The organism is Arthrobacter sp. 92, assembly GCF_050260325.1.
GTDB lineage: Bacteria > Actinomycetota > Actinomycetes > Actinomycetales > Micrococcaceae > Arthrobacter.
On the sequence record NZ_CP189863.1, the window covers coordinates 345,823 to 360,848 of the forward strand.

Annotated in this window: 14 protein-coding genes and 1 tRNA gene; 8 read left to right on the plus strand and 7 right to left on the minus strand. The window is 63.3% G+C overall.

What is annotated here, in order from left to right; all coding sequences use genetic code 11:
- The 6 genes from ACP4XC_RS01610 to ACP4XC_RS01635 all read left to right on the plus strand — a co-directional run bounded on the left by ACP4XC_RS01610 (position 1) and on the right by ACP4XC_RS01635 (position 6,502).
- The gene (locus ACP4XC_RS01610; protein WP_427173148.1) at positions 1–231 is read left to right on the plus strand and encodes a hypothetical protein; all 231 of its coding nucleotides are present in this window, start codon (positions 1–3) and stop codon (positions 229–231) included.
- A 145-nt stretch (positions 232–376) separates the two neighbouring features.
- A complete protein-coding gene (locus ACP4XC_RS01615) occupies positions 377–703 on the plus strand; it encodes a histone-like nucleoid-structuring protein Lsr2 (protein ID WP_427173149.1) in 327 nt (108 codons plus the stop codon).
- Between the two features lie 442 nt (positions 704–1,145).
- Positions 1,146–2,435, plus strand: a complete 1,290-nt coding sequence (locus ACP4XC_RS01620; RefSeq protein WP_427173150.1) for an ISL3 family transposase — start codon at positions 1,146–1,148, stop codon at positions 2,433–2,435.
- Between the two features lie 182 nt (positions 2,436–2,617).
- Positions 2,618–5,110 carry an ATP-dependent Clp protease ATP-binding subunit gene (locus tag ACP4XC_RS01625; RefSeq protein WP_427173151.1) on the plus strand — a complete coding sequence of 831 codons (2,493 nt, stop codon included), beginning with the start codon at positions 2,618–2,620 and terminating at the stop codon, positions 5,108–5,110.
- A 183-nt stretch (positions 5,111–5,293) separates the two neighbouring features.
- Positions 5,294–5,803, plus strand: a complete 510-nt coding sequence (locus ACP4XC_RS01630; RefSeq protein WP_427173153.1) for an amino-acid N-acetyltransferase — start codon at positions 5,294–5,296, stop codon at positions 5,801–5,803.
- 114 nt (positions 5,804–5,917) lie between these two features.
- Positions 5,918–6,502 (plus strand): histidine phosphatase family protein, encoded by a 585-nt coding sequence (locus ACP4XC_RS01635; RefSeq protein WP_427173154.1) that lies wholly within the window; start codon positions 5,918–5,920, stop codon positions 6,500–6,502.
- Positions 6,503–6,559: 57 nt separating this feature from the next.
- On the opposite strand, the gene ACP4XC_RS01640 is transcribed toward ACP4XC_RS01635, so the two are convergent.
- The 6 genes from ACP4XC_RS01640 to ACP4XC_RS01665 all read right to left on the minus strand — a co-directional run bounded on the left by ACP4XC_RS01640 (position 6,560) and on the right by ACP4XC_RS01665 (position 12,157).
- Positions 6,560–7,429 (minus strand): MurR/RpiR family transcriptional regulator, encoded by an 870-nt coding sequence (locus tag ACP4XC_RS01640; RefSeq protein ID WP_427173156.1) that lies wholly within the window; start codon positions 7,427–7,429, stop codon positions 6,560–6,562.
- Between the two features lie 85 nt (positions 7,430–7,514).
- A complete protein-coding gene (locus ACP4XC_RS01645) occupies positions 7,515–8,402 on the minus strand; it encodes an amino acid ABC transporter permease (protein WP_427173157.1) in 888 nt (295 codons plus the stop codon).
- Positions 8,399–9,049, minus strand: coding sequence for an amino acid ABC transporter permease (locus ACP4XC_RS01650; protein ID WP_427173158.1), 651 nt, complete (start codon positions 9,047–9,049; stop codon positions 8,399–8,401). Before ACP4XC_RS01650 ends, ACP4XC_RS01645 begins: the two co-directional genes overlap by 4 nt.
- 19 nt (positions 9,050–9,068) lie before the next feature.
- Positions 9,069–9,959 (minus strand): glutamate ABC transporter substrate-binding protein, encoded by an 891-nt coding sequence (locus ACP4XC_RS01655; protein WP_427173159.1) that lies wholly within the window; start codon positions 9,957–9,959, stop codon positions 9,069–9,071.
- A 41-nt stretch (positions 9,960–10,000) separates the two neighbouring features.
- The gene (locus tag ACP4XC_RS01660) at positions 10,001–10,786 is read right to left on the minus strand and encodes an amino acid ABC transporter ATP-binding protein (RefSeq protein ID WP_427173160.1); all 786 of its coding nucleotides are present in this window, start codon (positions 10,784–10,786) and stop codon (positions 10,001–10,003) included.
- A 123-nt stretch (positions 10,787–10,909) separates the two neighbouring features.
- Positions 10,910–12,157, minus strand: a complete 1,248-nt coding sequence (locus ACP4XC_RS01665) for a pyridoxal phosphate-dependent aminotransferase (RefSeq protein ID WP_427173161.1) — start codon at positions 12,155–12,157, stop codon at positions 10,910–10,912.
- Positions 12,158–12,336: 179 nt separating this feature from the next.
- Here ACP4XC_RS01665 and ACP4XC_RS01670 point away from each other — a divergent pair.
- Positions 12,337–12,422 (plus strand) — tRNA-OTHER (locus ACP4XC_RS01670).
- A gap of 177 nt (positions 12,423–12,599) precedes the next feature.
- Here ACP4XC_RS01670 and ACP4XC_RS01675 read toward each other — a convergent pair.
- Positions 12,600–13,535, minus strand: coding sequence for a 5'-3' exonuclease (locus ACP4XC_RS01675; RefSeq protein WP_427173162.1), 936 nt, complete (start codon positions 13,533–13,535; stop codon positions 12,600–12,602).
- Positions 13,536–14,022: 487 nt separating this feature from the next.
- On the opposite strand from ACP4XC_RS01675, the gene dhaK reads away from it, so the two are divergent.
- Positions 14,023–15,024, plus strand: a complete 1,002-nt coding sequence (dhaK, locus tag ACP4XC_RS01680) for a dihydroxyacetone kinase subunit DhaK (protein WP_427173163.1) — start codon at positions 14,023–14,025, stop codon at positions 15,022–15,024.
- Positions 15,025–15,026: the final 2 nt, after the last annotated feature.

Genomic DNA, 15,026 nt, shown 5'->3' on the forward strand with positions numbered 1-15,026 from the left:
GTGGAGTACGTAGCGGTCTTGCTGCCGTCCCTCGTTGTGGGTCTGCTGTTCTGGTTCGCCATGAAGGCGATCTTCAACGCCGACCGGTCGGAGCGCCAGGCCGAGGCCCGCGCCCAGGCGGAAGCCGATGCGCGCGAGGCGGGCCGGGCCGGCGCATCCGAACTCGCCGCCGGGGAACGGAACCCCGCTGATACCGGGAACGACGCCGGGAACGACGCCGGCGCAAACTAATAGCGGTGCTTTTCCGCGGTCTTTCATGCCCTTCTTTCGACGGAACCATTTCTCGCTTTGACGCGTTGCCATAAACAGAGGGATACTTTTTAGAGATACATCCTGCTTTTCTGAATACCCGTCCCTTTCCAAAAGAGAGAATTTTATGGCACAGAAAGTAAAAATCATCCTTGTAGATGATCTGGATGGGGGATCCGCGGACGAGACTGTCCGGTTTGGCCTTGACGGCGTCAGTTACGAAATTGACTTGTCGAATGCCAATGCTTCAGAACTCCGCTCCTCTTTGGAGCGGTTTGTATCAAACGCACGCAAGACCTCAACCGGCCGCGCTACCCGCACCAAGGTCTCAGGCGCCCGGAGTCAGGACTCTGCGCAGATTCGTCAGTGGGCCAGGGAGAACGGCTATGCGGTTAACAGCCGCGGCCGTATCCAGGCTGAAATTCAGGAAGCCTACCAGAAGGCAAATTCCTAGTACTGAAGTTGCTTTGCGTGCGAAAGCAATGCCCCTGCCTATCGGTGGGGGCATTGTTATTTGAATAGGGGAGTCGGCAGGCCGGCCGGACCATATGGGGGCCTCCGGGTAATCCGGCCCTATTGCTGAGCAGAGAATTGCACCCGGATCCTTCCGTAATGGGCACCAGCTCTTCCGGTTCAGGCCTGTGGGAATAGTTAGCACAGAAAACTTCGGTAACGCTGGGGTTTTTCCGTATCATTCGTGTCGCCTCCGCCAGCGGGGCCCCCGGTGGGACCGCCGAGGCGGCGACTGCCGGGCGGCACGTCGGCAGGTTGGCTGACGGTTGGGGGCTCTCCGTGGTTGGTGGTGAATTCGGGCTCGTGTCTTTAGACGTGAGGGGCCCGTAGCCCTGTTGTGATGGATGTTCTTGACGCATTCATCGATGACAGGACTACGAGCCTTGACCGAGCTTACTTCCCGGTGCCCTGACGCTGCCACCGCCATCTTCAACCTGCCTGATTACCGTGTTCTTTCAACGGAGATTCTGGGCTTCGGCCAGCGCAGGATCCTGGTCGAGAGCACCGTCGAATCCGGGTGCCCGGACTGCGGTGTGATCAGTGCCCGGCGGCACTCACGGCGACGGCAGCGGATCCGCGACATTCCCGTCGCCGGACCAGTGGAAGTCATCTGGTCCAAGCACCGGTATTTCTGCGATGAGTCCGAATGCCCCCGCGGGACGTTCTTCGAAGCCACCGTCGAGGTCCCGAGACGGGCCCGCTCCACCCGGCGGCTGCGGGACATGCTTGTCTCCGCGGTCATCGATTCCGGCCGTGCCGCCTCCGAAGCCGCCGCCGCGCACGGTGTCTCGTGGTGGCTGGTCCAGCGCGCCCTGAACATGGCCGCGACCAGGCTTCCGGACGTGGACAAGCTACGTCCCAGGATGCTGGGCATCGACGAGCACCGGTTCCGGTCCGTCCGGTTCTTCAAGGACCCCGCCACCGGCGCCTGGAAACGCTTCGAACCCTGGATGAGCACCATCGTCGACTTGGACACCGGACAGGTCCTCGGCGTGGTCGACGGCCGCGACCACAAGGGAGTCGGCGAGTGGCTCTTCGCCCGGCCGCTCGAGTGGCGTCTCGGCGTGCAGGTCGTCGCCATCGACCCGTCGGCGGCGTTCCGCAAGGCCCTGCGGATGTGGCTGCCGCGCACCGCCGTTTCGGTTGATGCCTTCCACCTGGTCCTGCTCGGCAACAACATGCTCACCGAAGTCCGCCAGCGCCTGACCCAGGAAACCAAGGGCCGGCGCGGACGCACCGCGGACCCGGTCTGGGCCAACCGCCGGTTGCTGCTCCGAGCCGGCGAGACGCTCTCCGATCGGGGCTGCAACCTGCTCAAGCACGTCTTCGACATTGATGACCCGACCGGCAAGCTGCAGGCGGCGTGGAACGTCAAAGAGCAGCTCCGCACGCTGCTGCGCACCGGCTCGCTCGAAGACGCCGCCGAGGCGAAGCACCGGCTCCAGGAACTCGTCGGCATCGCCGCACAGCCCGAGACGAACAGGCTCTGGCGCACAGTCTGCCGCTGGTGGAAGGAAATCGAAGTCCTCATCGTCACCGGCGCCACCACAGCGAAAGTCGAAGCGAACAACACCGCCATCAAACACCTGAAACGGACAGGACGCGGGTTCGTCAATAGCCGGAACTACACCACCCGCATTATGCTCAGAAGCGCCGCCAGAACGGCGGCCTGAACATTCACCGCGCGGTGCAAATCACCACCAACCACGGAGAGCCCGGTTGGGCGGCAGGGGCCGCTGGACTGCCGTGTCGACGTCTCCAGGCCGGCCTCCGGTTTCCCCTGTGGCGAACAAGCTCCAAAAGTGTGCCTCGTCCACGTAGCATCAAAGTACGTCGTAGCTAGGAGTGTGGCGAAATGTTTGAGCGATTTACGGACCGTGCCCGTCGCGTAGTTGTGCTTGCCCAAGAAGAGGCACGCATGCTGAACCACAATTACATCGGTACCGAACACATCCTCTTGGGTCTTATCCACGAGGGTGAGGGCGTTGCCGCCAAAGCTCTGGAGTCCTTGAGCATTTCGCTCGACGGCGTACGCGAGCAGGTGCAGGAGATCATCGGACAGGGTCAGCAGGCCCCCTCCGGACACATCCCCTTCACTCCGCGCGCCAAGAAGGTGCTGGAGCTCTCGCTCCGGGAAGCCCTGCAGCTGGGCCACAACTACATCGGCACCGAGCACATCCTGTTGGGCCTCATCCGCGAGGGTGAAGGTGTTGCCGCTCAGGTGCTGGTCAAGCTGGGAGCGGACCTCAACCGCGTCCGCCAGCAGGTGATCCAGCTCCTCTCGGGCTACCAGGGCAAGGAAACCACCGGCGCCGGCGTCGGCCAGGGCCAGGCGGAAGGCACTCCTGCCGGTTCCGTGGTCCTGGACCAGTTCGGGCGCAACCTGACCCAAGCCGCCCGCGAGAACAAGCTGGACCCGGTGATCGGACGCGAATCGGAAATGGAACGCGTAATGCAGGTCCTTTCCCGGCGCACCAAGAACAACCCCGTGCTGATCGGTGAGCCCGGCGTGGGCAAGACCGCTGTGGTGGAGGGCCTTGCCCAGGCGATTGTGCGTGGGGACGTCCCGGAGACCATCAAGGACAAGCAGCTGTACACCCTGGACCTGGGGTCCCTGGTGGCCGGTTCCCGCTACCGCGGTGACTTCGAGGAGCGCCTGAAGAAGGTCCTCAAGGAGATCCGCACCCGCGGGGACATCATCTTGTTCATCGACGAGATCCACACCCTGGTGGGTGCCGGTGCCGCCGAAGGCGCCATCGACGCGGCCTCGATCCTGAAGCCCATGCTGGCCCGCGGTGAGCTCCAGACCATCGGTGCCACCACGCTGGATGAGTACCGCAAGCACATCGAGAAGGACGCCGCGCTGGAGCGCCGTTTCCAGCCGATCCAGGTCAAGGAGCCCTCGGTTGCGCACGCGATCGAGATCCTCAAGGGCCTGCGTGACCGCTACGAGGCGCACCACCGCGTCACCATCACCGACGGCGCGCTGGCCTCGGCCGCGGCACTCTCCGAGCGTTACATCTCGGACCGCTTCCTGCCGGATAAGGCGATCGACCTGATCGATGAAGCAGGTGCGCGCCTGCGCATCCGCCGGATGACCGCACCGCCGGAACTGAAGGCCATGGACGAGCGCATCGCCGAGTTGAAGATGGAGAAGGAGTCCGCGATTGACGCGCAGGACTTCGAAGGTGCCGCCTCGCTGCGCGACAAGGAGCAGAAGCTCATTGCCGAACGCGCGGAGAAGGAACGCCACTGGAAGACCGGCGGCATGGACGACATCTCCGAGGTGGATGAGGATCTCATTGCTGAGGTGCTGGCAAACTCCACCGGCATTCCGGTCTTCAAGCTGACCGAGGAAGAATCCTCGCGCCTGCTGAAGATGGAAGACGAACTGCACAAGCGTGTGGTGGGCCAGGACGAGGCCATCAGGGCCCTGTCTCAGGCTATTCGCCGCACCCGTGCGGGGCTGAAGGATCCCAAGCGTCCGGGTGGCTCGTTCATCTTCGCCGGCCCCACCGGCGTGGGCAAGACCGAACTCGCGAAGGCCCTTGCGGAGTTCCTGTTCGGCGAAGAGGATGCCCTCATCACACTGGACATGTCCGAGTACTCGGAGAAGCACACCGTCTCCCGGCTCTTCGGTGCCCCTCCGGGCTATGTCGGGTACGAGGAGGGCGGGCAGCTGACCGAGAAGGTCCGCCGTCGTCCGTTCTCCGTGGTCCTGTTCGACGAAGTGGAGAAGGCCCACGCGGACCTCTTCAACTCGCTCCTGCAGATCCTTGAGGACGGCCGCCTGACCGACTCCCAGGGCCGTGTGGTGGACTTCAAGAACACCGTGATCATCATGACCACGAACCTCGGCACCCGGGATATCTCCAAGAGCGTTGCCACCGGCTTCCAGTCCGGCACGGACACGCAGACCGGCTACAACCGGATGCGGGCCCGCGTGACGGAGGAGCTCAAGCAGCACTTCCGCCCCGAGTTCCTGAACCGTGTTGATGACGTTGTGGTCTTCCCGCAGCTGACCCAGGACGAGATCATCGAGATCGTGGACCTCTTCGTCACCCGCCTGGAGAAGCGCCTCAAGGACAAGGATATGGGAATCGAGCTGACCAAGGCTGCCAAGGTCCTCCTGGCAACCCGCGGCTACGATCCTGCCATGGGTGCCCGGCCGTTGCGCCGCACCATCCAGCGCGAGATCGAGGACCAGCTCTCCGAGAAGATCCTCTTCGGAGAACTGCACCCCGGGGACATCGTGGTGGTGGACGTGGACGGCGAAGGCGACGACGCCAAGTTCACCTTCGCCGGCAACGCCAAGCCGCGCATCCCGGAGATCGCTCCGAGCGTCTAGGACCCGAGCTTCCGCTGTTCAACGCACAAGCCTCGTCCGCTCCCGCAAGGGAACGGGCGGGGCTTGTGCTTTAAGGCGGCGCGGCTTCGGGTTCGGCCCGCCTCAACTCTTCCGTGCGGCGGATCCCTGAGGCCGGCACTTGAAACCGACCCTTGCGGCCGCCACGGCCGTAAGATGGGGCCTGTGACTGAGACTTTCCATCTCCGCCCTGCCCGCACCACCGATGTGGCCTCCATCAAGAGCCTCGTGGCCCCGCTGGCCGAGCAGCGGATCCTCATGGCCAAGGAGACTGTGGCTTACTACGAAAGCCTGCAGGAATTCACCATCGCGGAATCGGCCGACGGCGAGGTGATCGGCTGCGGCGCCCTGCACGTTATGTGGGAGGACCTGGCCGAAGTCCGCACCCTGGCCGCCTCGGATGCCTGGCGGGGCAAGGGCGTGGGGCACGCACTGGTGGAGCGGCTTCTGGAGCAGGCAACGGCGCTGGGCGTTTCCCGCGTGTTCTGCCTGACCTTTGAGGTGGATTTCTTTAAGAAGCATGGCTTTGACGTGATGGCGGACCAGACGGCGGTGGACCCGCAGGTTTACTCCGAACTGCTGCGTTCGCACGATGAGGGTGTTGCCGAATTCCTGGACCTGGCGCGGGTCAAGCCAAACACCCTGGGCAACACCCGGATGATCAAGTTGCTCTAGCCTTGCTGCCGGTTTCCGCACGCGTGGGCTCAGGCCAAGCGATCAGGGCGTAACCGCACGTCCCACGCAGCCGCAGTTCGGGAGTCTGCTGCCTGTCAGGGCAGAATGGGAGGCATGACTCTTACGACGTTCGCCCTTGTCCGCCATGGCCAGACGGACTGGAATGCGGAGCGCCGGCTGCAGGGTTCCACCGACATTCCGCTGAACGACGTCGGCCGAGGCCAGGCGCGCGACGCCGTCGCTGTCCTCTCCGGCTACGAATGGGATGCGATTGTGTCCTCGCCGCTGAGCCGGGCCGCGGAAACCGCCGGCCTGATTGCCGCCGGGCTGGGCCTCGGCGTGGCCCGACTCATACCGGGCCTCACCGAGCGAAGCTTCGGACCGGCGGAGGGCCTGCAGGCCGGTCCCGAACTTGAAGCCCTGCGGATTCCTGGTGGTTTCCGCGGCGCGGAAAGCGAGGACGAGGCAGCCGCCCGCGGGTTGGCCGCGCTGGAAACCCTGGCCGAAGAATTCCGTGGCCGCCGGGTCCTGGTGGTCGCCCACGGCACGCTGATTCGCGTAAGCCTCAGCCGCGCCATCGGCCGGACGCTGCAAAGCGTCGATAACGCGGTGCTCAACCTCGCCCACCACCACGCCGTGGACGGCTGGGAACTCGAATACTTCAACGGTGAACCGGTGATGGCTGCCGCCCAGGACTAACCTCCACTCCCTCTCCGGGCCTACCCCGGCGCCAAGAGAGGGCGGTCGGGTTGCCGCTCAGTCCTCGGTGTAGACATTGAAGTCCTTGAACAGTTTCTCGTCCGCCAGCAGCCCCTGTCTGCTCCGGGCGCCGTTTCTGATCGTGACAGCCGTGGCTAGCGTCTGGACCACTGAGGTGAACACGGACATGGAGCGGAGGACGGTGACGCCCTCCGTCTCGATGAAGAAGGTGGTGTCCGCAAGTCTGGCCAGCGGCGAGGCGGAATCATCGGTGAGTGCGATCGTTTTGAGGCCGAGCATTTTGGCGTGGCTGAGCGCCCGGACGGTATCGGCGGTATAGCGGCGAATGGACATTGCCACGAAGACGCCATCGGGATCCAGGTCACGCAACTGGTCCACGAACACCCCTGCGGCGGGGGCGATCTGTTCCACCCCGGGGCGCACCAGCCGGAGCAAATAGCTCAGAAGCTGGGCCACCGGGGCGCATTTCCTCAAGCCCATGACGTAGACCCTCGGCGCTTCGGACAGCGCCTTGACGGTTGAGTCCCATTCGGTCTCATTGATCCGTGCATAGGTCCGCGTGAGGTTCTCTTTCTCGTGCTCCAAGACCGCGGCGAACAGGGATCGACTGCCTTCGACTTGCTGGGCGCGGTCAAATCGCCTGACCAGATTGGCTTGGTCAGCCAGGTGCTCCCGGCATAGTCGGACCAAGGCGGGGTAGCCTTTGAGCCCCAGCATCGTAGCGAACCGGACCATGGAGGATTGGTTCACTTCCGCTATTTTCGCCGTCTCGGCGATGCTCCGGAAGGCTGTTCCCTCCGGGTCGGTCAGCAGGACGCGCGCAATGCGCTGCTGGCCCGGCGCCAGGTTTTCCATCCGCTGCTGCAGTTCCGACTGCAGCTGTGGATACGTGGTCAACTCGGCCATTTCAGTTCTTCCCCTTCATGCGATTCGGACATGCACCGTACGCAACTATCGTTGCATACGGTGCATGTGGTTCCTCGAACGCGTGTCATGGGATTCGAGCGGGGACCGACGAGACCGGGAGCTCTCCGTCCTCGGACCGCGGAATGATCACTTGACCGGGCTGCTTCGGTTTCTTGATGTTGCGCCGCGTCAGTCTGCGGGCCGTAAGCGAAATCAGCACGTTGACCAGGATGTAGATGAGCGCCACGGCTAGATAGATTTGCAGGCTGTACCGGTTTCCGTAGAACTCCACCAACGAACGTCCGCTACGCAGGAGTTCGGCATACCCGATGACATATCCGATCGATGTGTCCTTGAGTAGGATCACCATTTGGCTCACCAACAGGGGCGTCATGGCCGGGATGGCCTGCGGCATCAAGATCCGGAATAGCACTTGGAGAGGCCGCATCCCCATGGCCAGCGCCGCCTCCCGCTGGCCGGCACCGATGGATTCGATCCCCGCCCGGATGATTTCGCTGATGACGGCGGAGTTGTAGACCACAAGCGCGAGAACAACGATGGTGAGGACACTGAGTTCGATGCCGATCTGCGGCAGTCCAAGTGCCGCGAACAGCATGAGCAGGAGCAGCGGGACGCCTCGGAAACCTTCGACCAATACGGCGGCCGTTACGCTGAGCGCTGGCCGGGAGGACAAACGCATCGCGGCAAGGGCTGCTCCCGCGATAAGGGAGAACACCATGCCCAGCAGCGCCGCCTGCAGGGTTGCCAGGAGTGCCAGTCCCAACGTCTGGGGAACTCCGGACGCCGGGTCCAGGAGAATGGCCCAACGCTGCCCCTCAAGCTGTCCTTTGGACTCGAGCCGGAATGCGATGACTACGAGGAGCGCAGCCAGCACGATTCCGACGCCAATACTGGCCAATCGCGACGCCTTCTTGCCCCGGGGGCCCAGGCGGTCAAAGAGAACAGTGCTCATCGGGTTACCGCCAGCCTTCGTTCCAGGAGTCGGAATATTTGTCCGGAGCTCAGGGTGATGACCAGGTAGGCGGCCGCTATCCACATCAGACCCGGCACAACGGCTCCCGGCTCCTGGAAATTGACCCGCTGTCCTGCCGCGGTCAGTTCCGTGACGCCAAAGGCGGCCGCGATGGAGGAGTTCTTCACCAGCGCTATCCAGACGTTGGCCATGGGAGGGACCACAGCCCGGAGGGCCTGGGGCAGAATGACCAGCCTCATGCTGGGGCCAAAGGTAAGCCCAAGCGCCCGGGCGGCCTCTGCCTGCCCCGCGCCGATCGTGTTGACCCCGGCGCGGATTCCCTCGGAAACGAACGCGCCGGTGTAGATGCCAAGCGAAGCGATGGCAGCGGCCGTGTAGTCGGGCAACGCCAGATCAATCTGGGGCAGCACGAAGACAATGATGAAGAAGACCACAGTCAACGGGGTGTTCCGGATCGTCTCCACGTAGATTGTTCCTGCCCGTTCCAAGGCAGGAACGGGGCTGAGGCGGGACAACCCGACCGCCAGTCCAAGGATGAGCGCCAAGCAACCGCCGGCGAAGCTCAACAGGAGAGTGTTGCCCAGCGCTTCCAGAAGCAGGGAGGCATATTTGAGCGGAATATCCACGGACGCTTCTCCGGGCGCTCTAGTACTTGCCGAGGACCGGAGGCTGAGGTGCCGGGCCGAGGATCTTGCCAGCGGTCGAGTCCCAGGCTTTCGCCCAGCTGCCGTCGCTGAAGGATTCCTTGAGCGCCTCATTGGCGAAGTCCGCCAGGTCCTTCCGGTCCTTGGCCACACCGATTCCGTACGGTTCCTTGGTAAAGGTCACGTCCACCAGGTCGAAGGAATCAGGATCGAGGCTGCGAAGGCCGGCGAGGATGGTGTTGTCGGTGGTGACGGCGTCGACCTGCCCGTTCTTCAGGGCGTCGGCGCACTTGGAGTAGGAGTCGAACGTGGTGACGTGGACGGTGGGAACGAGGGTGCGAATGTTGGTGGACGACGCCGATCCCTCAACGGAACAAGCGGTGTGGCCGGCAAGGTCCTGGGGCGCTTTGATGCCCAGCGGGTTGCCCTTCCGGACCATCAGGCTTTGTCCGGCAACGTAGTAGGGGCCGGCGAAGTTCACGATTTCGGCTCGCTTGGCATTCATCGTGTAAGTAGCCAGCACCATGTCGACGCGTCCCTGTTGGATGAACGGTTCACGGTTGGCTGAGACCGTTTCGACCCATTCGATCTTATCGGCAGGGATTCCCATTTTGCCGGCCACGATCTTGCCGATTTCCGCATCGAACCCCTGCGGCTGGTTGGTCGTCGGATTCTTCAATCCAAAGAGTGGCTGGTCAAACTTGGTGCCGATGGTGATCTTGCCGGCGTCGTGTATTTTCTGCATTGTGGAGTCCGCAGCGAACGTGGCCTGGCTGTTCACGGTAGGTTGGGCGCTGGCTGCAGGGCCGGCAACGCCTGAGCTGCAGGAGGTCAATGCGGCGGCGGCAGCCAGGACGGTGGTGGCTATCAGAGTGCGGCGTAGGGCTTTCATGGAGACTCCTCAAATTTGGGGGACGATTGTGAGCAAAGTTATTAGTGTTCGAGCACCCGTGACAGGAAGTCCTGGGCCCGCGCTGATTTCGGGGCAGTGAAGAACTCCTGCGGCGGTGAGTCCTCACGGATCTGCCCGTCGTCGAGGAAGATGATGCGGTCCGCCGTTGCCTTCGCGAATCCCATTTCGTGGGTTACGACGATCATCGTCATGCCGCCGTCGGCCAGTTCCCTCATTACATCGAGGACTTCACGGACCATTTCCGGGTCCAAGGCGGAGGTGGGCTCGTCGAACAGCATGATTTCGGGGCGCATGGCCAGGCCCCGGGCGATCGCAACGCGCTGCTGCTGTCCGCCGGAGAGCTGCGGCGGGTAGGCATCAGCCTTCTCTGAGAGCCCCACTTGGGCCAAGAGTTCGCGGGCATGCTCCTCCGCCCGTGCTTTGGTTTCACGCCGCACTCTGACCGGACACAGCATGATGTTTTCCAGAACACTCATATGGGGGAACAAGTTGAACGACTGAAAGACCATGCCGATGTCAGACCGCATGGCGGCCAAGGCCTTGCCCTCTGCCGGAAGATCAGTGTCGTTGAAGACAATCCGGCCGGAGTCTATGCGTTCCAGCCGGTTCATGGTCCGGCACAGCGTTGACTTTCCCGATCCTGAGGGGCCGATAATGACGACCACCTGGCCGCGCTGCACGTCCAGGGATATATCGCGAAGGACCTCGGTGTGGCCGAAGCTCTTGTGAACACCTTGCAGGGAAAGAATGGGTCTGCTTATGGCACTCTCCGGAGAGGGAGGGATGAGGGGACATGTGTCGGTCATAACGTCGCCTTTGGAAGATGGATGCAATATGCATTGCGTGTTTACTATTTAAAGCAAGAAAAGTTGCCTGTCCCCTCGCGTAAATTTAGCGAAAGTTCCATGTGTCGTCAATCACTCGGCGAGTCAGTCCCGCGTGAGGCCGGTCAGTGCGCGGCGGAGATGATCCAGGGACTTGGCGATCCAGGGAAGCCCCAGCGGGTCGGGGGATCGCAGTGCTTCCCAACGCTCCTCAGGAGTGGTGCCGTAGAGGAGGCTGGTGGCCACTCGTGCCCGAAGTCCCGACGGAGCGTCGCCGAATGCTTCTCCGGCGAGCACTCCGACGCCGTGGTGGTCCAGGAGGACTGCGGCCAGTTCCGCGCTGCTGCCGATCCCTTTGAGTTCCAGCTGCGGGCGGATGGGCTCGAAGTCGGGGTAGATGTAGAAGCCGGCCGTCGGCTTGCGGCATGTCGCGCCCGCGGCGATGAACTCCTCGTACACGGCATTAGCGACCTTTGCATGCAGCGCCGTTGACCTCTGGATATGCTCTACGACTTCGATCGGCTCATTCAGGACGTAGGCCGCGACGGCCTGCATCGGCGCGGCCAGGCTGGACCACACCTCGCTGGCGACGCCGATAAGGTCCTGCATCACCTGGCGTCCCCATTCATTGCCCGGGACTCTGGCGAAGCCTATGCGCCACCCGCCAAGTGCGAGCGACTTGGACAGTCCAGTGGTGACAATCGTCCGCTCTTCGAGATAGCGGGCGGCGCTGGGCGCTGTGCCATCGTGGACCACTTCGCCATAGATCTCGTCCGAGATGATGGCGAGGTCGTATTTCCTCGCTATCCGGCAGAGTTCTTCGACGGAGGATTCCGTAGCGACTGTTCCCGTCGGGTTGTCCGGGATGGTCAGCAACAGGATTCCGGGATTGCCGCCAGCCTCTCGCGCCTGAAGGATTGCCTCCTCCAAGAGTGCCGGATCGGGGATGCCCCCAGACTCGGCCGGGATGGCCACCTCGATGACCGGCTTGTTCAGCAGGGCTGCCTGGGCAGCATAGCTAACCCATGAGGGCCGGGCCAGGATTAGGTCTCCGGGCAGTACGGCAATGGCGGCGAAAAGGAGGGCCTTGCTGCCGGGGGCGAAAACAACCTGGTCGGCCGTGGTGGGAATGCCCCGCCGCTCAAACCAGCCGGCCCCAGCCTCGCGGGCTGCGGCTGACCCGACGACGGGCCCATAACTGTTCTGAACCGAAGCGTACTGGAGGACCTCGACAATGAAGTCCGGAACGGGAAGGCCGGCCTCTCCGAAGCCGAGGTGAAGGACATCCTCGCCGGATTCCTTGCGTTTCTGGATCGCTTCGTTAATGGCAAGCGTGGCCGAGTGCATCGTCATGGCTTCTCCTGTGTGCAACTATTATTGCGTGGTGTATCGCTGATGCTAGATTAGTTGCATTGCTGGCGCAAGGGGAAACTTTTCAGCACAGGACGCTCGGAGCCATCACAGAAAGGCTGCGGCATCGGCAGGGGCTGGCCGTAAAATGAAGACCGGCAAGGCGGCCTCCGCCAGGCCAGCGGGGTGTGTCGCAGTTTGGTACCGAGCCTGGTTGTACCGGGCCTGGTTGGCGGCAGGGCGGAAGGTTCGAGTCCTCCCATCCCGACGGTGCGGGCCGGAAACGGCAGAGAACAACCTGAATCAGTGCGCTGGCCGTGTTGGGCGCATGCTCCCCGGAGTCATACCAATGATTCAGGTGGCCCGCACTTTGGCCCGGCTTCCGGTCATCACGAAGATCGCTTGGTCCCCGAAGCGTTATTTGAGGACGACAGTCCGCCCGTCCTCAGCGCCGAACGTCGAGCGCTCCGAGGAGTCGTTTGACCGAGCCGCCCAGGTTCCACTCGATGGCAAGTCTCTCGAGTTCGGCCCGCGCCTCTCCGGCGACAGGGCTCAGCTGCGCGCCGGCCTCCTCAATGGCCGGCAGCTCAAGGTCGCGCACGAGCCTTACGACGGCGGGCGCCGCCGTCAGGTAGTCAATCGCGGCGGCGAGCTTGGACCGCACGGATGCGGAGAGCCCGCTGCCGGTATCCGTTACCGCCGCGAGCAGACCCTCGAGGGTGCCATATTCTCCCAGTAGTGCCGCCGCGGTCTTCTCGCCGATGCCGGCGACGCCGGGCAGCCCGTCGGAGGTGTCGCCGCGGAGGGTCGCGTAATCCGCGTACTGCCCGGGCAGCACCCGGTACTTGCCGACGACGGCCGCGTCGGTCATGATTTCGAGGTTCCTCATGCCGCGGGCGGTGTAGATCACGCGCACCTGACGGGCGTCGTTGACAACCTGGAAGAGGTCGCGGTCACCCGTCACCACGTCGACCGGAATCCCGGCATGGCTGGCGTAGGTGCCGACGACGTCGTCGGCCTCATGCTCGTGGGCACCCACGATGGCGATGCCGGCCAGGCCCAATACCCGGCGGATCATCGGAATCTGGGCCTCAAGCGCCTCCGGCACGATCTCCACATCAGGGGCGCCGGCCACTGACTCCGCCACGCGATGCGACTTGTAAGTCGGAATGAGGTCCACGCGCCACTGTGGACGCCAATCGTCGTCCCAGCATGCAACGAGATGCGTCGCGTCGAAGTCGGTGGTGAGCCGCGCAATCATATCCAGCAGCCCGCGAACGGCATTCACCGGAACGCCGTCAGTGCGGCGGATGGTGTCGGGTACGCCGTAGAAGGCACGAAAGTACAGAGAAGCGGTATCGAGCAGCATTAGGCGGGGCATAACTGATCCTGACACGGATGTGCGCCGGGGGTCACGGCATGAGTCGCGAAATTAGGGTCTTTTGACCCTGCTTCAGCATCTTCCCTTATATCAAATCGATGTATAAAATTAACCAAGCTTGCTTCTGAATAATCCGTCAGCCGAAACCACTCCCCGAAGGACCGAGATGCGCGATCATGCCATTTTTCCGGATTTTTCTGCGTTTCAAATGGACCTGCCCTTCGAGGCGGCTGGCACCGAAGCCCACGGCCAACATACGGAGCCAAGGGTCCTGGAGATCACGGCAACGGTGTGGCCGGACCTCCTTGCGGGGCCCGGAAGGCGCGGCTGACACGGACTGCAAGTTAAAGCGGGGCGAGGGAAGGGACAGTCTATTGGGGGCTGTCCCTTTCCGCTTCTTTGCTGTTGGCCCCTGACGCTACCGCCGCCGAAGCCGCGGTAGTAGGGTCAAGACAAAACCGTCTGGACACTACAAGGGAGCACTGCAATGAAGAAGCTGATCAACGATCCCCGGGCGGTTGTGGACGAGTCCGTGGAAGGCTTCGGCCTGGCGCATGCGGATCTGCTGAACGTCAGCGCCGACCCCAAATTCATCACGCGCAAAGATGCGCCAGTGGCTGGAAAAGTGGGACTGGTCTCCGGCGGCGGGAGTGGGCACGAACCGCTCCATGGCGGCTATGTGGGCATGGGAATGCTCGACGCCGCCGTGCCGGGCGCCGTCTTTACTTCCCCCACGCCAGACCAGATCCTCCCTGCAACGCTGGCCGTCAACTCCGGCGCCGGCGTCGTGCATATCGTGAAGAACTACACCGGCGACGTCCTCAACTTCGAGACCGCCGCGGAACTGGCGCAGGCCGAAGGTGTTGAGATTCGGACGGTCCTGGTCAACGACGACGTCGCCGTGCAGGACTCGCTCTACACCGCCGGCCGTCGCGGGGTGGGCGGCACGGTGCTGGTGGAGAAGATCGCCGGGGCCGCTGCCGAGCGAGGGGATAACATCGACGCCGTGGCCTCCATCGGAGACCGGGTCAACCAGAACGTGCGCAGCATGGGTGTGGCCTTGTCCGCCTGCACGGTTCCGCACGCGGGTGTCCCCAGCTTTGAGCTCGAGGAAAATGAGATAGAAATCGGCATCGGCATCCACGGGGAGCCGGGACGGCACCGGATCCCGATGGAAAACGCCGACGGCATCACTGACCGGCTGTTGGAGCCCGTGGTGAGCGATCTCGGCCTCGCCTCAGGGGAGAACGTGCTTCTGTTCGTCAACGGCATGGGCGGCACACCTCTGAGCGAGCTGTACATCGTCTACCGCCGCGCAGCGCAGAGCCTTGCCGAAAAAGGCGTCACCGTGGCGCGTTCCCTGGTGGGCAATTACATCACCTCGCTCGAGATGCAGGGCTGCTCCATCACGGTCCTGCGTCTTGACGACGAAATGACGGCCCTCTGGGACGCGCCGGTGCACACCCCTGCCCTCCGCTGGGGCGTCTGACC